19 protein-coding genes are annotated in these 19,202 nt (G+C 53.9%); 4 read left to right on the top strand and 15 right to left on the bottom strand.

Going from position 1 to position 19,202, the window contains the following annotated elements:
* Positions 1-148: 148 nt before the first annotated feature.
* The 9 genes from mprA to ACXI0A_RS16750 all read right to left on the bottom strand — a co-directional run bounded on the left by mprA (position 149) and on the right by ACXI0A_RS16750 (position 9,618).
* On the bottom strand, positions 149-679 hold the full coding sequence (gene mprA / locus ACXI0A_RS16790; protein ID WP_224930387.1) for a transcriptional repressor MprA: 531 nt from the start codon (positions 677-679) through the stop codon (positions 149-151).
* Between the two features lie 654 nt (positions 680-1,333).
* Complete coding sequence (proX, locus tag ACXI0A_RS16785) at positions 1,334-2,329, bottom strand: glycine betaine/L-proline ABC transporter substrate-binding protein ProX (RefSeq protein WP_224930390.1); 996 nt, start codon at positions 2,327-2,329, stop codon at positions 1,334-1,336.
* A gap of 63 nt (positions 2,330-2,392) precedes the next feature.
* Complete coding sequence (gene proW, locus ACXI0A_RS16780) at positions 2,393-3,628, bottom strand: glycine betaine/L-proline ABC transporter permease ProW (protein ID WP_224930392.1); 1,236 nt, start codon at positions 3,626-3,628, stop codon at positions 2,393-2,395.
* Complete coding sequence (gene proV, locus ACXI0A_RS16775; RefSeq protein WP_476147604.1) at positions 3,625-4,821, bottom strand: glycine betaine/L-proline ABC transporter ATP-binding protein ProV; 1,197 nt, start codon at positions 4,819-4,821, stop codon at positions 3,625-3,627. The genes proW and proV overlap by 4 nt, the downstream gene beginning before the upstream one ends.
* 411 nt (positions 4,822-5,232) lie before the next feature.
* Positions 5,233-6,192: a class 1b ribonucleoside-diphosphate reductase subunit beta gene (nrdF, locus tag ACXI0A_RS16770; RefSeq protein ID WP_224930395.1), complete on the bottom strand. Its 960-nt coding sequence runs from the start codon at positions 6,190-6,192 to the stop codon at positions 5,233-5,235.
* 8 nt (positions 6,193-6,200) lie between these two features.
* Positions 6,201-8,339, bottom strand: coding sequence for a class 1b ribonucleoside-diphosphate reductase subunit alpha (gene nrdE / locus ACXI0A_RS16765; RefSeq protein WP_476147606.1), 2,139 nt, complete (start codon positions 8,337-8,339; stop codon positions 6,201-6,203).
* Positions 8,318-8,722 (bottom strand): class Ib ribonucleoside-diphosphate reductase assembly flavoprotein NrdI, encoded by a 405-nt coding sequence (gene nrdI, locus ACXI0A_RS16760; protein ID WP_084936498.1) that lies wholly within the window; start codon positions 8,720-8,722, stop codon positions 8,318-8,320. The genes nrdE and nrdI overlap by 22 nt, the downstream gene beginning before the upstream one ends.
* A gap of 3 nt (positions 8,723-8,725) precedes the next feature.
* Positions 8,726-8,968, bottom strand: a complete 243-nt coding sequence (locus ACXI0A_RS16755) for a redoxin NrdH (RefSeq protein ID WP_038645282.1) — start codon at positions 8,966-8,968, stop codon at positions 8,726-8,728.
* 332 nt (positions 8,969-9,300) lie between these two features.
* Complete coding sequence (locus ACXI0A_RS16750; protein WP_224930400.1) at positions 9,301-9,618, bottom strand: DUF883 family protein; 318 nt, start codon at positions 9,616-9,618, stop codon at positions 9,301-9,303.
* Between the two features lie 149 nt (positions 9,619-9,767).
* On the opposite strand from ACXI0A_RS16750, the gene ACXI0A_RS16745 reads away from it, so the two are divergent.
* The 4 genes from ACXI0A_RS16745 (at position 9,768) to ACXI0A_RS16730 (ending at position 13,095) form a co-directional block, all read left to right on the top strand.
* Complete coding sequence (locus ACXI0A_RS16745; RefSeq protein ID WP_224930403.1) at positions 9,768-10,106, top strand: DUF2002 family protein; 339 nt, start codon at positions 9,768-9,770, stop codon at positions 10,104-10,106.
* A 135-nt stretch (positions 10,107-10,241) separates the two neighbouring features.
* Entirely contained in the window at positions 10,242-11,651 is a 1,410-nt protein-coding gene (gene mmuP, locus ACXI0A_RS16740; protein WP_476147609.1) for an S-methylmethionine permease, read from the top strand.
* Positions 11,641-12,576 carry a homocysteine S-methyltransferase gene (gene mmuM, locus ACXI0A_RS16735; protein ID WP_476147610.1) on the top strand — a complete coding sequence of 312 codons (936 nt, stop codon included), beginning with the start codon at positions 11,641-11,643 and terminating at the stop codon, positions 12,574-12,576. Before mmuP ends, mmuM begins: the two co-directional genes overlap by 11 nt.
* A 96-nt stretch (positions 12,577-12,672) precedes the next feature.
* Complete coding sequence (locus tag ACXI0A_RS16730) at positions 12,673-13,095, top strand: hypothetical protein (RefSeq protein WP_224930412.1); 423 nt, start codon at positions 12,673-12,675, stop codon at positions 13,093-13,095.
* Positions 13,096-13,181: 86 nt separating this feature from the next.
* Here the strand turns inward: ACXI0A_RS16730 and speG are convergent, their stop codons facing one another.
* The 6 genes from speG to ACXI0A_RS16700 form a co-directional block, all read right to left on the bottom strand.
* Positions 13,182-13,727, bottom strand: coding sequence for a spermidine N1-acetyltransferase (gene speG / locus ACXI0A_RS16725; RefSeq protein ID WP_224930417.1), 546 nt, complete (start codon positions 13,725-13,727; stop codon positions 13,182-13,184).
* A 96-nt stretch (positions 13,728-13,823) separates the two neighbouring features.
* Positions 13,824-14,498 carry an ATP-binding cassette domain-containing protein gene (locus ACXI0A_RS16720; protein ID WP_476147613.1) on the bottom strand — a complete coding sequence of 225 codons (675 nt, stop codon included), beginning with the start codon at positions 14,496-14,498 and terminating at the stop codon, positions 13,824-13,826.
* A complete protein-coding gene (locus ACXI0A_RS16715) occupies positions 14,491-15,324 on the bottom strand; it encodes an ATP-binding cassette domain-containing protein (RefSeq protein WP_476147615.1) in 834 nt (277 codons plus the stop codon). Before ACXI0A_RS16715 ends, ACXI0A_RS16720 begins: the two co-directional genes overlap by 8 nt.
* Positions 15,314-16,171 (bottom strand): ABC transporter permease, encoded by an 858-nt coding sequence (locus ACXI0A_RS16710; protein ID WP_224930424.1) that lies wholly within the window; start codon positions 16,169-16,171, stop codon positions 15,314-15,316. The genes ACXI0A_RS16715 and ACXI0A_RS16710 overlap by 11 nt, the downstream gene beginning before the upstream one ends.
* Positions 16,168-17,220 (bottom strand): ABC transporter permease subunit, encoded by a 1,053-nt coding sequence (locus ACXI0A_RS16705; RefSeq protein ID WP_476147616.1) that lies wholly within the window; start codon positions 17,218-17,220, stop codon positions 16,168-16,170. The genes ACXI0A_RS16710 and ACXI0A_RS16705 overlap by 4 nt, the downstream gene beginning before the upstream one ends.
* The gene (locus ACXI0A_RS16700) at positions 17,220-18,788 is read right to left on the bottom strand and encodes an ABC transporter substrate-binding protein (RefSeq protein WP_224930429.1); all 1,569 of its coding nucleotides are present in this window, start codon (positions 18,786-18,788) and stop codon (positions 17,220-17,222) included. The genes ACXI0A_RS16705 and ACXI0A_RS16700 overlap by 1 nt, the downstream gene beginning before the upstream one ends.
* Between the last annotated feature and the right edge of the window lie 414 nt (positions 18,789-19,202).

The following is a 19,202-nucleotide window of genomic DNA, read 5'->3' as shown; positions in this document are numbered from 1 at the left end:
TTGTTCTCCACGTTTTCCATTTGGTCGGGATGTGTCGGTCCATCAACACGGATGCCCGAGTCGAAAAAGCCAGCGCTTTAGACGCTGGCCGGATAAAAGGGAATTAAAATAGCGATTTCGGAAGGTGATTGTGTCGCACTTCTTGCTATTAACGCGACAGGGAAGAGATAACCTGATCTTCGTCCATTTTATCGAGGCGGTTAAGCAGCTTGCGCGTGATGGCTTCCAGCTGATCCTGCTCAGAGGTAGAGAGCGAAGACCACAGGTACTGCAGGCTCTGATGCTGTGGTGGTAACAGAAGACGTAAGAATTCATTACCTTTTTCAGTCAGATGCAGATGCAGGCAGCGACGGTCGTTCTCACTCTCACGGCGCTCGATCCAACCACGTTTTTCCAGCTCATCGGCAATACGCGTTGCATTAGTGCGTGAAGAACCCAGCGCAGAACTCAGTTCTGATGGCTGGATACTCTGGTTTTCCTGCGCATCAAGTGTGATCAGCGCCATGAATAAGGTCTCGTTAATTCCCTGCGCCTTCAACATCTTGTTGCGGTTATCCAGCAGTTTTCCCTGCATATGCATGCACAGACGAGTCAGGATGATTTCCTGCAACGGAAAATCTTTATGGCGGTTAGCACGGATGTTCAGCATCTGTTCAATGGGAGTAAACGAACTTTCCATTTTAAAAAAAACCTCTTAGTTGCAACTGGTATAGTAAGGATGGTGACAGATTAAGCGTAGTCATATTTTCCGCCAGTGATTGTTCGCACGATCACATTGTCAACATCTGGCGTTCCAGGTCGTTCCGTAACCCTGGGCGCTTCGCCCTGACAACGTGCCATGCAGGATGGTTACATTGTCATCAATTCACATCATGAAATATTTTTAAGAAAAAATAATTTCGCGAGAAAAAATAACTCTGGTGAATAACTGTGCTGCTAACCATAACAAACTCAATCATCAATGAATAGTCTCACTCATGTGATTGGGCTGGTCTTTACGTTTTCTAAACACTTTAACTGAAAGTATTACGCCGCTAAATCAATGGGTTAATTAACTTAAATGTAACATTTCGGCAGGAATACCGTACCCGCTAAAATGATGAATTGCATTCGTTGAGAGGATTTAACCCCAGAAAGAGCTGAGATGAGTCTCGGCGTAGCAGCATTCATAGCGGACGAAAAACGTAGATAATCATTTATGGGTAATAGTAACCCAAAAAATTATTTCAATGGTGTGTTAATTGACAGGACGTACCAGTGCGCTATAACGCACGAAAAGTGTGGGGATTGTAGATAAGAGCGACCAAAAGGCCGCTCTGTAAGGGTAAGGAGATTACTTCGCCGCTGCCTGTGCGTCGGAAATCCACTTATCGAACTCAGCCTGATGGCCTTTGATCCAGCCATCGACGTGACGATTGATGTCAGCTTCAGAAGCCTGACCCGCATGCATCGCCGCATTTTCTGAGTTGATATCGGTGATTGGCAATTTCATCTCAGCAAACAGTTTCGCCGCTGCCGGGTTTTTCTCAGCCCAGGCTTTGTTGGCCACAATATGCATGGTGTTCACTGGGAAACCGTAGTTCTTACCGTTTGGCAATTTGGTATCCACTTTGCTCTGCTCGCCCGGCAGGGAAGAGAACGGCACCTGCAGCCATACCACATCCTTGCCTGGCTTCAACACATCGCTCAGCCAGTAAGGTGTCCAGGTGTAATAAAGGATAGGTTTACCTTGCTTATAACGCGCCAGCGTATCGGCCACCATCGCCGAGTAGTTACCCATATTGGCAGTCACCGTATCAGCCAGGCCATAGGCTTTGTTCTGGTGGTTGATCACGGCTTCACAGCCCCAGCCCGGCGTACAGCCGGTCATGTCGGCTTTGCCGTCACCGTTGCTGTCGAACAGTTTGGCGATTTTAGGATCTTTAAGCTGCTCAATGTTGGTGATGTGATACTGCTCAGCGGTTTTCTTATCGATCAGATAACCCTGGGCAGCGCCGCCAACGTAGGTGCCTTCACGGTAAAACTTGTTGTCGCCACCGGCAGCTTTATACATGTCGTCATGCAGTGGCTTCCAGTTAGCGGCGACAAAGGTGGCATCACCGGCCGCGATGGTGGTGTAAGCCACGTTGTAATCGACTTCACCCGGCTTCTCAACGGTGTAGCCCAGTTTCTCCAGCGCGCGGCTGACAATCAGCGTCTGGAAGGTTTCCTCAGCGATGGTGCTCTGCAGAGGTTTAACGGTAATGCCTTTACCCGGCAGGTCGGCGGCGGACACGTGCGTCGCGGCGAACGTCGTCAGGACGGCGGCGAATAGAGCTGTCTTGCGCATAGTCATTCCTTATTTTACGTGTTGCGTCGGAGACGGACGGCCACGCTGGGCCGTCCATAGAAATCAGGCTTTTTTACTGAAGGGGCGCATCAGCAGGCCAATTGGACCAGTGTTGTACCAGTGACGATTGCCACGGCTGCGGCTATCTCGGGCGACGGATTGCGTCAGACGATCAAGAATAATCGCCAGAATCACGATACCGACACCGCCGACGGTTGCCAGACCCATGTCCAAACGACCGATACCGCGCAACACCATCTGACCCAAACCGCCTACGGCGATCATGGATGCAATTACCACCATCGACAGCGCCAGCATCAGCGTCTGGTTCACACCGGCCATGATGGTCGGCATCGCCAGCGGCAGCTGCACTTTGAACAGCATCTGACGCGGGCTGGCACCAAAGGATTCACTTGCTTCGATCAAATCGGCGGGCACCTGCTTAATGCCAAGAATGGTCAGACGCACCATCGGTGGCAGCGCAAAGATAATGGTCACCACCACGCCCGGCACGTTGCCGATACCAAACAGCATCACAATCGGCACTAAATATACGAAGGCCGGCGTGGTCTGCATCGCATCCAGCAACGGACGAATAATGCGTGCCGCGCGTTCACTGCGCGCCAGCCAAATTCCCAGCGGCAGGCCGATGATGATGCAGAACAGCAGGGCGGTCAGCACCAGCGCCAGTGTCACCATCGCTTGAGACCATGCGCCAATGGCACCAATCGCAATCAGCGAGATGAGTGTCGCAATCCCCATCGCAGGGCTGGCAATCTGCCAGGCAATCAGCGCGAACACCACAATCGCCACTGGAGCAGGCATGCCAAGCAGCATCTGCTGGAATGCACTGAGGATGTAATCCACCGGCACACGAATACCCTGGAACACCGGGCGGAAATGACTGACGACCCAGTCAATGCCTTCGGTTACCCAGCTGTCGAGCGGGATCCAGGTTTTATGGAATGGATCCATGATATTGAAATGCTCAGGTGCAGGAGCAGGCGCGCTGTTGAGCCAGTCACTGCTGCTTGCTGCACTGCTGGCGGCATCATGTCCGCCGCTGGCCGCTGAAGGATCGCCCCAGGCATCAGCGGAACCGCTGCCTGCACTGCTGGCGGCATCATGTCCACCATTGGCGGCAGAAGTAGCACCACTGCTACTGGCGCTGCTGTCTGCGGGTGCGGTGCTGCCGCCCCAGGGATCGCTACTGCTGGCTGCCGCGCTTGAATCTGTCGTCGCGGGTTGCTGGGTGGTCTGGCTGGCGCTATCCCACGGATTGCTGGTTTGTTCACTCATGACTGGGCTCCTTCACGATCTAAAGCGCGCAAAAGCATGCTTTTGGAAATGATACCGACGTATTGATTGTCTTCGCCGACCACTGGCACCGCGCAGGGTGCTTGTGCAACGTGGGAGAGCAAATCGTTCAGTGAGGTATCCGCAGGAACCGCTAACGGCGTCTCAAGCAGGGCGTTATCCAGACCTTCACCTGCAGCCAGTGCCGCTTTTAATGAATCGGTGGAGACCACGCCGACAAACTTCTGTTTTTCCAATACATAGCCATATTCGCGATCCTCATCCTGCAGCAACTTGATGGCGGAACGCGGGCCAAAACCGGGCGCTTTACGAATCAGTGCACCAGCGCTACGACGAGCAATATCTTTGGCGCTAAACACATGGCTAATATCGACACCTCGGAAGAAGGTGCGCACATAATCATTGGCGGGATTATTGAGAATTTCATCCGGCGTGCCGACCTGTACCACTTCACCGCCCTGCATAATGGCAATGCGATCGCCAATACGCATGGCTTCGTCGAGATCGTGGGAAATAAATACGATGGTACGCTGATGTTTCGCCTGCAGTTTGACTAATTCATCCTGCATTTCGGTACGAATCAGTGGATCGAGCGCGGAGAAGGCTTCATCCATCAATAAAATATCCGGATTGATCGCCAATGCGCGGGCTAATCCAACGCGTTGGCGCATACCGCCAGAAAGTTCATCAGGGTAGGAGTGAGCATAATTCTCAAGCCCTACCTGACGTAATGCTTCCAGCGCTTTTTCCTGACGCTCTTGCACATCGACGCCCGCTAATTCCATGCCAAAAGCGGCATTATTCAGCACCGTCATATGCGGCATTAAGGCGAAAGATTGGAATACCATGCTGATCTTATTTCTGCGCACCTGACGCAGTTCAGCATCCGATATTTTAGCAATATCGACACCGTCAATAATCACCTGGCCGCGAGTGGGCTCTATCAGACGATTGAGAAGGCGAACCATGGTGGACTTGCCTGAACCTGACAGCCCCATGATGACGAAGATCTCGCCTTCTTCAATGGCCAGACTGGCATCTTTAACACCGACTGAAAGACCGGTTTTGGCAAGAATACTCTCCTTGCTTTCTCCTTTCTCAATCAGCTTAAAGGCCTTTTCTGGGTGATCCCCAAATACCTTATATAAATTCTTTACTTCAAGTTTAATTGCCATGCAGTAATTAAATTCCCGGTTAAATGTTTGACTATTTCTTGTTGTGGTCTCGATTAAATTTAAGCGCCCTATAACCTAGCATAGTGAGAATATCTGACAACCCTAAATGGGAATATTGACGCGAATGGCATAGCTCAGATCGGCGATAATTCCAGTGCTCACAAGGGATGAGGCTGAATCAATTTTTTCTGAATTTTTTGTGAAATTAACCCGGTTTCACAGTAAATGATCGATGAAACGGGAATAAATTGCGTTTAAGTGGGCGATATATTGGACAAATAGATGGCGCTAAAATGACAAAATAATGAAGTCAAAAAGGTGAAATAACCGGAAAATATTGAGCAGTGATGCGGGGGAATATCAGGGCGTGACGGGAGCGAGCCACAACGCGCTCCCGCGGAGATTTATCAGTTAGAAATTCCAGTCTTCATCTTCGGTTTCCACCGCTTTCCCCATCACATACGAGGAGCCAGAGCCGGAGAAGAAATCGTGGTTTTCATCGGCATTCGGCGACAAAGCAGAAAGAATCGCCGGATTCACCGTGGTGAGTTCTGACGGGAACAGTGCTTCGTAGCCCAGATTCATCAACGCCTTGTTAGCGTTGTAATGCAGGAAGGTTTTCACTTCTTCTGCCCAACCCACGTCGGCATACAAGGCTTCGGTGTACACCACTTCATTTTCATACAGCGCCAGCAGTAGATCGATGGCAAATTGCTGCAACTCTTCGCGGCGCGCATCATCGACTTTTTCGAGTGCTTTCTGGTACTTGTAACCGATGTAATATCCGTGCACCGCTTCATCGCGAATAATCAAACGAATCAGGTCAGCGGTGTTGGTTAATTTGCCACGGCTTGACCAGTACATCGGTAGCCAGAAACCGGAGTAGAACAGGAATGATTCCAGGAATACGCTGGCGATTTTCTTCTTCAGCGGATCTTCGGCGCGATAGTGCTCCAGCACAATCTTCGCCTTGTTCTGCAACGCTTCGTTTTCTTCACTCCAGCGGTATGCCGCATCGACATCGGCGGTGTTGCACAGCGTGGAGAAGATCGAACTGTATGAACGCGCATGCACCGCTTCCATAAAGCTGATGTTCGATAGCACCGCTTCTTCATGTGGCGTGATGGCGTCTTCCATCAGGCCCGGCGCGCCGATGACGTTCTGGATAGTGTCGAGCAGCGTCAAACCGGTAAATACGCGGATGGTCAGCTGCTGTTGCTGGTGGTCCAGCGACTGCCACGCTGGCAGGTCGTTCGACAACGGCACTTTTTCCGGCAGCCAGAAGTTGCTGGTCAGACGGTTCCACACTTCGAGATCTTTGTCGTCCTGGATTCGGTTCCAGTTAATCGCTTGAATTTGTTTAAGTTGCATAGTTTTCATCACAATGAGCAGGAGACACAGCCCTGGACTTCGGTGCCTTGCAGCGCCATCTGGCGCAGACGGATGTAATAGAGTGTTTTGATGCCTTTCTTCCACGCATAAATTTGCGCTTTGTTGATGTCACGTGTGGTGACGTCATCGCGGAAGAACAGCGTCAAAGACAGGCCCTGATCGACGTGCTGCGTGGCTTCGGCGTAGGTATCAATAATCGCTTCCGGACCAATCTGGTACGCATCCTGATAGAGATCCAGATTCTCGTTGGTCATAAAGGGTGCCGGATAGTAAACGCGGCCGGTTTTACCTTCTTTACGGATCTCAATACGCGACACGATCGGATGAATACTCGATGTGGCATGGTTGATGTACGAGATCGAACCGGTTGGCGGCACCGCCTGTAAGTTCTGGTTAAACAAGCCGTGTTTCATCACCGATTCGCGCAATGCCTGCCAGTCTGCCTGCGTCGGCAATGCAATGCCTGCATCGGCAAAAATCTGTGCCACACGCGCGGTGCGCGGCAGCCAGGCGCGATCCACATACTTATCGAAGTAGTGGCCGTTGGCGTACTGAGACTGCTCAAAGCCATCAAAACTCTGTTTGTGTTCTTGAGCCAGCAGGTTCGACGTGCGCACCGCATGATAAGTCACGCAGTAGAAGTAGAGATTAGTGAAATCCAGCGCTTCTTCCGAGCCATAAGCCATGCCTTCACGCGCCAGGTAGCCATGCAGGTTCATCTGACCCAGGCCCACCGCGTGTGAACGGCGATTACCTTCGGCAACCGACGGCACCGAGTTGATCTCACTCATCTCTGAAACCGCCGTCAATGCGCGCACTGCGGTTTCAACGGTTTGCGCCAGATTGCGGGAATCCATGGCATGCGCGATGTTAAGCGAGCCGAGATTACAGGAGATATCCTTACCCACGCGGCGATAGTTGAGATCGTCATAGAATTCGCTGGCGCTGTTAACCTGCAAAATCTCTGAGCACAGGTTGCTCATATTGATGCGACCGGCAATCGGGTTATGACGGTTCACGCTGTCTTCGTACATGATGTACGGATAGCCTGACTCAAACTGAATTTCTGCCAGCGTCTGGAAGAAATCACGCGGCTTGATGTAAGTCTTACGGATACGATCGTCGGCCAGCATCTCTTCATACAACTCGCTGATGCTGATATCACCGAACGCCTTGCCGTAAATGCGCTCAACGTCGTAAGGCGAGAACAGCGCCATATCGCGATTCTCTTTCGCCAGCTGGAAGGTGATATCCGGGATCACCACGCCCAGCGACAGCGTTTTGATACGGATCTTCTCGTCAGCGTTTTCGCGTTTGGTATCGAGGAAGCGGAAAATATCGGGGTGATGCGCATTTAGCCACACCGCGCCCGCGCCCTGGCGTGCACCGAGCTGATTGGCGTAAGAGAACGCATCTTCCAGCATCTTCATTACCGGAATCACGCCAGAAGACTGGTTTTCGATACGCTTAATCGGCGCACCGGATTCACGCAGGTTAGAGAGCAGGAACGCCACGCCGCCGCCGCGTTTTGACAACTGTAGCGCCGAGTTCACCGCACGCCCAATCGATTCCATATTGTCTTCGATGCGCAGCAGGAAGCACGAGACTAACTCGCCGCGCTGCTGCTTACCGCAGTTGAGGAAGGTTGGGGTGGCAGGCTGGAAGCGGCCACTGAGCATTTCTGCCAGCAATTCGCGTGACAGCGATTCATTGCCACGTGCCAGCGTCAGCGCCACCATGCAGGCGCGCTGCTCGAAGGTTTCGAGATAGCGTTTACCGTCGAAGGTTTTCAGCGTGTAGCTGGTGTAGAACTTCCACGCACCGAGGAAGGTGTGAAAACGGAAACCCCAGGCGTCGGCCTCATCGTGCAGCTGGCACAGGAAATTGAAGTCGTACTGATTCAGCACCGTGGCTTCATAGTAGCCTTCCTCCACCAGATAACGCAGGCGGTCGCCAGCAGAGGCAAATTGTACGGTGTTGGGCTGCACGTGCTGCAGGAAGAACTGGCGCGTAGCCTCGTGATCTTTCTCGAACTGAATGCGGCCATCGGCGTCATACAGGTTCAGCATCGCGTTGAGCGCGTGATAATCCAGCTGCGTGCTGTTCAGGGTGTCTGTCGTTGCCAAAATTGGGTTACTCCCGCTTTTACATTAGCGATATCGTCGGGGGTTCCCATCAGCTCAAAGCGGTAGAGATAAGGAACCTGACATTTCTGCGCAATGATGTCGCCTGCCAGGCAATAGCCTTCACCAAAGTTGCGGTTACCGGCAGCAATCACCCCGCGGATACCGCGTCGGTTAGCGTCATCATTGAGGAATTGAATCACTTGTCTGGGGACTGCCCCTCGCGCACTGCCGCCGCCGTAGCTCGGCACCACAAGAATAAAGGGCTGATCAATATTGAGGCGCTGCTTGCCATCAATCGGTATGCGGCAAGCAGGCAGTCCCAGACGAGTGATAAATCGGTGCGTGTTTTCCGACTGGCTAGAGAAGTACACCAGTGGGAACATCGCTTATCCCCCGACAGCAGCGAGCTGGCGCAAGCTGGCAATTTTGTCAGGGCGGAAGCCGCTCCAGTGGTCATCATGCGTCATGACAACAGGCACCTGGCGATAACCGAGGGATTTGAGGTTATCAATGGCTTCTGGTTGGGTATCGAGGTTGATCAGCTGATAGTCGATACCTTTACGGTCCATGGCATTCTTCGTCGCGTTGCACTGGACACAATTGTTTTTAGTGTAAATAATAATGCGCATGATTCGTATTTCCCTTTGATTGCGGTCTGGATGCGAGATACGAAGCAAAATCCTGTTTGCAGCGAACTTCGTCCTTGACGACATCTGGTAGCGAGTTGATGGGTTGAATACTAGATGTAGTGCTCGTGACGGTCAAGCCCACCAGATATAGGGATTTTGTATTTTAATCTTCGGATAATCGCTAACACCAGAAATCATGCGCCTTCCAGGCCCGAAAATTTTTTTGTAAAGGCGAGGGAGGTAAAATTTAGGTCAAATTTTGTACGCTTTCATTTGCGGCAGGCACAAAAAAGCCCCGCAATCGCGAGGCTCTCTTTAAACGCTAATGACGGTTAACGGCGCGACATCAACAGCGCACCTAGCACCAGACCCACAGCTGCACCGACACCTACGCCATGCCAGGGTTTATCATGCACATAGGCATCGACCTGATGACTGGCGTCACGCGCTGCCTGAGAAACACGGCTGTTGCCGCTGTTCAGTTTTGCGCGGGTCTGCTTCAGCAGCGACTGTGCTTTACTGCGTGCGCTATCCACTTCATCTTTGGCTTCGCTGCCATAAGATTTAAGTAATGCTTCGAGCGAATCTGCCAGCTCATTCACATCCTGATTAATATCAATGTCATCGTTTTTGCTTACTCGATTAAACATTTTTTCGCTCCCTTTGATTTAACAAGTAATACTTAGTGTAGACGAAACGTGACTAAACGCAGGCGTATGCCAGGCTTTAGGGAAATTCCGAATGTCCTGCATGTCGGGCTGTTGTAAGGTTGCGGGGCTGTGAGAAGAGAGGAGCAAGCATGTATTTACGTCCGGATGAGGTAGCGCGCGTACTGGAAAAAGCAGGGTTCGAAATGGACACCCTGACGCCGAAAATCTACGGTTATCGTCGTGGTGAAAGTTATGTCTACGTCAATCGCGAAGCGCGCATGGGCCGCACCGCATTGATCATTCACCCTACGCTGAAAGAGAAAAGTCAGCACTTTGCCGATCCCGCCTCAGAAATGAAAACCTGCGATCACTACACGCAGTTCCCGCTTTATCTGATGGGTGAATCCCAGGAACACTACGGTATTCCTCACGGTTTTAGCTCGCGTATTGCGCTTGAGCGCTATCTACAAGGCGTATTTGGCGCCTGATGTGGTGCCCCGTTAGCGCGGGGCCGCACACCCTCGTTTAAAAACCCTTACCCTTTGCCACGTTGCAAATTGACACGCTGGCGCGTATAACCCTGTGTCCATATAGATGTTCAGACGTCCATACGGATAAAAACCATGCAACAGCAGGAAACACCCTCGCAGGAAAACTTCAAGCGCACCATGAAAGTGCGGCATCTTGTGATGCTGTCATTGGGCGGTGTGATCGGCACCGGACTGTTCTTCAATACCGGCTATATCATCTCGACAACGGGTGCGGCGGGCACGCTGCTGGCTTACCTGATTGGTGCGTTGGTGGTGTGGCTGGTGATGGTGTGCCTTGGCGAACTGGCCGTGGCGATGCCGGAAACCGGTGCCTTCCATGTCTATGCTGCGCGTTATCTCAGCCCGGCAACCGGCTATACCGTGGCATGGCTTTACTGGCTGACGTGGACGGTGGCGCTCGGCTCCAGCCTGACGGCCGCAGGATTCTGCATGCAGTACTGGTTCCCGACCACGCCCGTGTGGCTGTGGTGCCTGGTGTTCTGCATCGCCATCTATATGCTGAATATCGTCTCCACGCGGTTCTTCGCGGAAGGGGAGTTCTGGTTTTCCATCATCAAAGTGGTCACCATCATTGCCTTTATCATTCTTGGTGCGGGCGCGATGTTTGGCTTTATCCCGATGAAGGATGGCAGTGCCGCGCCAGGCCTGAGTAACCTGACCGCCTCAGGTTGGCTGCCGCACGGCACCTTGCCGATTCTGATGACTATGGTGGCGGTGAACTTCGCCTTTTCAGGGACTGAGCTGATTGGTATCGCCGCAGGGGAGACCGAACAACCGCAAAAAGCCCTGCCGCTGGCGATCCGCACCACCGTGGCACGATTGATCATCTTCTTTATTGGTACGGTATTCGTGCTGGCGGCGTTGATCCCAATGGATCAAGCGGGCATCGTTAAAAGCCCGTTTGTGCTGGTGTTCGAGAAGATCGGCATTCCCTACGCGGCCGATATCTTCAATTTCGTGATCCTCACTGCGATCCTCTCCGCCGCTAACTCGGGCTTGTATGCATCGGGACGGATGCTGTGGTCGCTGGCGAATGAGAACACCCTGCCGCGCTGCTTTGCGCGGGTGAACCACCGTGGCGTCCCGGTATTGGCGCTCACCATCAGTATGCTGGGCGGCTTACTGGCCCTGTTCTCCAGCGTCATTGCGCCGGATACGGTGTTTGTCGCGCTGTCAGCCATTTCTGGCTTTGCTGTGGTGGCGGTGTGGCTGAGTATCTGTGCCTCGCATTACGTGTTCCGTCGTCGCCATCTGGCGGCGGGCGGTACGCTGAAAGATCTGGCATATCGTGCGCCACTTTATCCGCTGACGCCGATTCTTGGTTTCCTGCTGTGCCTGCTGGCGTGTGTCGGCCTGGCGTTCGATCCGTCACAGCGTATTGCGCTGTGGTGTGGCATTCCGTTTGTGCTGTTCTGCTATGGCGCATACCATGTGACGCATCGACGTAACCTAAAGGCTCAGGAGGCCAACGATGTCGCTTAACCCGGTAGCGCAGGCGCTAACCCAACACGACACACTGATTCTGGATGGCGCACTGGCCACTGAGCTTGAAGCGCGCGGCTGCAATCTGGCCGATGCGCTCTGGTCTGCCAAAGTGCTGGTGGAGAACCCTGAGCTGATTTATCAGGTGCATTACGACTATTTTGCTGCCGGCGCCAATGTGGCGATTACTGCCAGCTATCAGGCCACGCCGCAGGGTTTTGCGGCGCGTGGATTGGATGAGGCGCAAGCGCTCACGCTGATTGCTCAGAGCGTGAAACTGGCACAGCGTGCGCGTGATGATTATCGTGCTGCGTCAGGCAGTACAGCAGCGCTGCTGGTGGCGGGTTCCGTGGGTCCTTACGGTGCCTATCTTGCCAATGGAGCAGAGTATCGTGGTGATTACGCGTTGCCAGAGGCGGAGATGAAAGATTTCCATCGCCCACGCGTCAAGGCGCTGTTGGACGCAGGCGTGGATCTGCTGGCGTGTGAAACGTTGCCGTCGTTTGCCGAAGCGCAGGCGCTGGTGAGTTTGCTGGCCGAATTCCCGGACAGCAGCGCCTGGTTCTCCTTCACGCTGCGTGATGCGCAACACATCAGCGACGGCACGCCATTAAGCCAGGTCGTTGAACTGGTCAATGCGGCATCGCAGGTGGTAGCAATTGGCATTAACTGTGTGGCGCTGGAGAGTGTGACACCCGCGCTGCAAACCCTGCAGGCGCTGTGTGCGAAGCCGCTGCTGGTCTATCCCAACTCCGGCGAGCAGTACGATGCCAGCAGTAAAACCTGGCACTCGGCGCCATCGGGCTGCACGCTGCAGGATAAATTCCCTGAGTGGCAACAAGCGGGCGCACGGCTGATTGGCGGCTGTTGCCGTACCACACCGCAGGATATCGCGGCGATTGCCGCCTGTTGTCAACCGCAATAAAGGCCAGAAAAGCAGCACTGATAGCGCGATTGAGGCGAGTGAAAAGCAGGATAGGGCAGTTTAGACTGTCCTATCTGATTCTATAGCGGACCTGCCATGAACCTGCGACACCTTCTTCCTGCCACTGCATTGCTGCTGAGCGGCTGTGCCACCATCGTCGGCACGGAAACGCAGCCGGTAAAAATCGATTCTGTGCCGCAAGGCGCGCGTTTCACCGTGCAGGATGAAACCGGCCGCGCGGTGGCGCAGGGTTACACGCCACAAACCGTCCAGCTGGCGAAATCCACCGGCAATTACTTTGGTAAAAAACACTATCAGGTGATGCTGGAGAGCCCGGGCTATGTGCCGGTGACGCTGCCAATCGAGGCCAGCGCCAACCTCTGGTATCTGCTGGGCAACATCCCGTTATTGGGCTTCCCCGGCTGGCTGCTGGTCGATCCGTTCTATGGCGGCATGTATGACCTGAAACCAGAGCATCCGCAGCCACGCATGAACGTGGTGGGTGCGCGCGGCGGGTAAATTAAATCCAGATAGCGGCGCGATGTATCGCGCTTGCTTGACAGGCGCGCGTACAATGCACCGCTTTGCTTAGAGCCAGCTTTTCATTACTGTGCTGTTGGCTTCAACATCGCATTACCGGACTTATGCTGCGCCAGATATTGCTGCTGGAAAATGCACATACGAATGGTATTGCGATACTCGCCATTGATGAAAAACTCGTGCTTCAGCACACCTTCCACTTCAAATCCTAACTTGGTGTAGATGTGAATCGCTTTCTCATTCTCCTGATCGACAATCAGATAGAGTTTGTAGAGATTCAGCACCGAAAAGCCGTAATCCATCGCTAATTTAGCAGCCTTAGTGGCCAGACCTTTACCTTGCTGTGTCGGATCGATAATGATCTGAAATTCAGCGCGACGGTGTACGTGATTGATCTCGACCAGCTCCACCAATCCGGCTTTTTGCCCGTCATGTTCAACCACAAAGCGGCGCTCAGTTTGATCGTGGATATGTTTGTCATACAGGTCTGAGAGTTCGACAAACGCTTCGTACGGCTCTTCAAACCAGTAACGCATTACGCTGGCATTGTTATCGAGCTGATGCACAAAACGCAGGTCTTCCCGCTCCAGCGGACGTAATTTCACCGTCATATTGATGTTCCCTCTGCTCATAAACGGCTGAAAGCGGCGCGCTGTATCGCGGTCAGTTTAAAGACCAGCAATATATTGCGCCGCGATAGGACGAAGTTAATTTACCCTTTCAACAATCCGACCCAATGCCATATGGGCCGCGCGGTCGCACATGTGATCGATCACATCGGGATCGTGACTCACTAGCACCATGGTCAACCCGTCATTCTGCTTCAAATCATTCAGCAGATTCAGAATTTCCGCCTGCACTGACATATCCAGTGCTGAGGTTGGCTCATCCAAAAGCAGGATCTTCGGCTCCAGCAGTAGCGCGCGCACGATCGCCACGCGTTGACGCTGCCCGCCGGAAAGCTGATGCGGATAACGATCCGCCAGTGCCGGATCCAGCCCAACATGGCGGAAACCGTCGTTGATGCGGTCGTCGATATTATCGCGCTTTAGCATCTTCAAAGGTTCTGCCAGCGTGCGGCGCAGGCGATGACGTGGATGCAGTGAGGCATAGGGATCCTGAAACACCATCTGCACATCACGTCGCAGCGGGCCAGTAAAGGCTTTACCTGGCTGCACATCGGTGCCTGCCAGCTGCATGCTGCCGCTCCAGAAGGGATTCAGTCCGGCCATCACCCACAGCAACGATGACTTGCCGCAGCCCGATGGTCCCACCAAACCGAAACATTCGCCCGCCGCCACCTGCAAGGATACGTCGTGCACTACAGTGCGCAGTTCATAGCCCTGTTTATGCGACACGCTCAGATTGTTTAACTCAATCATTGCTGGCCTCCAGCGCAGCGCGATCCAGCACCGGTAAACGTTCACCGTGCGTGGATTTGCTCGGGCGACAGGACCACAGCGTGCGGGTGTAAGGATGGGTCGCATTGGAGAGTTGTGCCGCAGGTAGCGTATCCAGCAATTTGCCTTTGTACATTACCATCACGCGGTCGCAGTGCTCCGAGACCTGTTGCAGATCGTGGCTGATCAGCAGTAAGCCCATATTGCGTTGTTCTACCAAACGGCGAATCAGCGCCAGCACCTGATCGCGCATTGCATGATCGAGCGCCGAGGTCGGTTCATCGGCAATCAGCAGTTCAGGATCGGTGATCAGGGCAATCGCCAGCATCACGCGTTGTCCCATGCCGCCAGAGAGTTGGTGAGGATAACGTTTCATCAGCTGGCGTGGCTCGGGCAAACCCACTGCATCCAGCATCTCGCACACTTTCTCTTTGCGTTCGGCACGGCTCATTTTGCGGTGCAGCACCAGCGGCTCTTCCACTTGCCAGCCGATAGTACGCGTCGGATTCAGGGCATATTTCGGGTCCTGCATCACCATCGCCACTTTGCCGCCGCGCAGGGCGATCCAGTCACGTTCACGCAGGCTGAGGGCATCGGCACCCACCACCTGCAAGCGATCGGCCTGCAACTGCAATGCTGGCGACAGCAAGCCCATCAATGTACGTGCAGTCAGTGATTTACCCGAACCGGACTCACCCACCAGCGCCACGCGCTCGCGGCCAATCTGGAAGGCGATATTATCCACCAGCAGCGCATCTTCGCTGCGAATGGTCAGTCCTTGCGCATCAATTAACAGATCATTTGGCATGACGGGTATCCAGTCGGTCGCGCAGGCCATCGCCTGTCAGGTTAAACGCCAGGCTGGCGAACAGAATCGCACCGCCCGGTGCAGCGGCGACCCACCATTGGTCGAAGATCACTTTACTGCCTTCTGCCACCATCGAACCCCATTCAGCTGTCGGCGGTTGCACGCCCATGCCGAGGAAGCCGAGTCCCGCTGCAGAGAGAATGATGCCGCCGAGACTCAGTGCCGCACGCACTACGGCCGTCGGCAAGCACAGCGGCAGAATATGGCCGAACATCAAGCGCAGGCCGGTGATGCCCTGCATACGCGCAGCCGCCAGATAGTCACTGCGGCGCAGCGCTAAGGTTTCCGCACGCGCCTGACGGGCAAACGGTGGCCAACTGGTTAAGGCTAGCGCCAGCGCGCCATTCATCAATCCCGGACCGAGCATGGCGACCAGCGCTAACGCGATCACCAGATTCGGCAGCGACAGGAAGATATCCGTGATGCGCATCAGCACGCGTTCGGTCCAGCCGCCAACGTAGCCAGCGGTAATCCCGATTAGCAGACCCACCGGAATGGTCAGCACCAGAATCAGAGACACCAGCAGCAGCGTCGGGCGTGCACCGTAGATCACGCGTGACAGCAAATCACGGCCAAAGCCATCAGTGCCGAACCAGTGCAGTGCGGAAGGGGCCTGCAAACGCTGGGCGATTACTTGCGCGTTAGGGTCAAAGGGTGCCAGCAGCGGGGCAAACAGCGCCATCGCCACTACAATCACCACCAGCGTCAGGCCGATGGTCAGTGAAGTCACGCGCGCGCGGCGGCGACGCGGACGAACTGTTTCCAGTTCAGAGAGTTGTTGAGTCATCGGGTTCTCGGATCGGTTAACCAGGTGAGAGCATCGGCCACGGCGTTGAGCAGAATAAAGCAGCTGCCAATCAGCAGGGTCGAGCCGAGAATCGCTGGTGTATCAGAGGAAAACAGCGCGTTGGTCATATAGCGCCCGACACCCGGCCAGGCAAATACCGTCTCTGTTAACACCGAACCTTCCAGCAGCGTGGCGTAGGAGAGGGCGATCACCGTGATCAGCGTACCCAGCACGTTGGGGAAGATATGGCGCAGCAGGATGCGGCTGCGGCTTGCACCTTTGGCACGCGCCAGAATCACATACTCTTTGCTGCTCTCTTCCAACAGCGCGGCACGCAGCAGACGCGTAATACCGGCCATCGCCAGTAAACCAAGGATCACCACCGGCAGCCACAGATGGGCAATCGCATTTCGGAACATCTCAGGATCGCCGGACAGCCAGCTATCAATCAGCACGAAACCGGTTTTCGGCTCCAGTGTGTAGATCCAGATATCGTCCAGCTGTCCCGGCCCAGCAGACCAGTGCAGCACGGCGTAAAACAGCAGCAAGCCCAGCAAACCCAGCCAGAATACCGGCACCGAATAGCCAAGCAGCGAAATAAAACGTGCGACGTTATCGATAATGCTGCCCGGTTTCCACGCAGCCAATAACGCTAAGGCAATACCAAACACCGCGGCAAAGATCATCGCACAGGTGGCGAGTTCAATGGTGGCGGGGAAGGTGCGCATCAAATCAGCGCTGACGGGCTGATTGGTCAGATGCGAAAGCCCTAAATTCCCCTGCGCCAGATGGCTGATATAGCGACAGAACTGCACCAATACCGGCTGATCCAGACCCAAATCGTGACGCACCTGCGTGTAGGTGGCTTCGCTGGCATGATCGCCCGCGATCTGTTGCACCGGATCAACCGGTGACAGGTGCGACAACATGAAAGTGAACGCTAACAAACCAATCAAGGTCACCAGCAGCGATAACAGGCTGGTGACCAGGCGGCTGAAGCGTTGCCAGAGCGGCCGGGCGAACCCGGCCTGTGAAGCAGACACTGCCATTACTTAGAAACCTGCGAGTAATACACCATGTCTGGGTTAATCCCCTGCACATAGCCTTGCAGGTTATCGCGCAGCGCAATCAGGTTGCGTGCCTGCAAGCCAATCACATACGGCGAGTTCTTCAGTACTTCACGCTGCATGGCTTGATACAGCTCAACGCGTTTGTTGCTGTCGGATTCGGCGGTGGCGGCCAGCGTCTGCTTGCTCAACTCGGGAATGTGCCAGTCAGAGCGGTAAGCGATGGTTTTGCTGCCATCTTCCGGGTTGTAGGCGAACGATGCGGCGTTGGTATTCGGATCGAAGTAATCCGCTCCCCAGGCGTTCAGCGTGGCTTCGTACTGATGCGCTTTCACGCGAGTAGAGACTTCAGAACTCAGGCCCGGCTGCACTTCTACCTTCACGCCACCTTTGGCAAAACTGCCCTGCAGCGCTTGCGCGATGTCGAGGTACGGCGGCTGGTTGCTGGTCGAGAGTTTAAAGCTAACGTTGGTTAATCCTGCTTTCTTCAGAATCGCTTTGGCTTTTTCCGGATCGTAAGTGAACGGCGTGTCGTTAAGCGCACCGAGGAAACCTTTTGGCAGGAAGGTCTGATGCACTTCAAACTGGCCTTTCAGCAAGTCGTTAGCAATGCCTTTATAGTCGAACAGGTATCGCGCTGCTTCCCACAGGGCTGGATTCTTCAGCACGGGATTTTCACCGACGTTGAACTGAATGTAGTACAGCGAAGCCATCGGAATCGCTTCGGTCTTCACGCCCGCTTTGCCTTTCAGCGCTGCAATTTGGTCCGCGCCAAGGTTACGGGCGATATCCACATCGCCCTGTTCCAGCAGCAGACGGCGCGCAGCTGGCTCTGGCACGTTCTTGATCAGGATATTCTTCAGCTTCGGTGCGCCCGCCGGTGAGGTCGGGTTCGCGGTCAGCAGCACCACTTCATGCAGCACCACTTTACGAATCTGATATGGGCCGCTACCGGCTGAGTTGGTGCCTAGCCAGGCGTGGCCGAAGTCGCCGTTTTTAGCGTTCGCCTGCGCGGTTTTCTCATCCACAATTGAAGAGACTGGGGCCGATAGCAGGCTCAGTACGTAGGCCGGGCTGACGTTGGCGCTCCAGCTGATCTGCACATGGTTGTCATCGACTTTCTTCAGGAAGGTATCGACGTTGTCTTTATTCCAGCCGAGCTGCGTCAGGATAAAGGAAGGATCAAGGTTAAGTTTCACCACGCGACCCAGCGAGAAGATCACATCTTCCGGACGCAGCGGATTGCCGCTGGCGAATTGCGCGCCTTTGCGCAGTTCAAAGGTCAGGCTGCGGTTATCACTGCCTGGTGTCCACGAGGTGGCGAGCGTCGGCTTCAGATCGGTAGGGTTGGTAGGATCCGACTGAACCAAACGCTGATAGATGTTGGTGAATGCTTGCACTGTGGTGAGTTCAAAGCCCTGCGCCGGATCGAAGCTATCAGCATCATCAGTCGACTGCGCAATCACCAGCGTATCCTTGGGTGTTGCGGCCTGAGCGGAGAAGGCGGCTACCAGCGATAACGCCAGCAGTGAGGGAATAATTTTTTTCATGTTGTTTCCTTGCCTTAAAAAAGTAACGCGAGTTTACGAGAGCGCCGTAATGAAGAATAGTCAATTTATGGCTATGCATATGCTTTACGGTTCTAAGCGCGGTGGTTCGGTTATAAGCCTGTTAAATATGCAGTTATTGTTATCGCACTGTGCTGTGTTACAGACTCGCTAATTTTGGTCCTTACATCAACCAAATCACAACGGAAATTAAACTCGTTGCTGAACGGAAATAATTAACTTTACTTCAAATTCTTCAGGAATATAATGGCGCCAACTTCAAACAGGAGAATTCAGTTGGACAGTCACCCTTTTAGATGGCAACACAAGGCAAGCTGACGCGCGAATTCTTTTGTCGCTGCTTGCCAACACGGCGGGCAGCAATCCTCTCTCCTTTCTGATGATTGTTCCCCTTTA

It is taken from the genome of Pantoea sp. C1E2, assembly GCF_056491465.1.
This window is presented reverse-complemented; position numbering and strand designations above follow the sequence as displayed.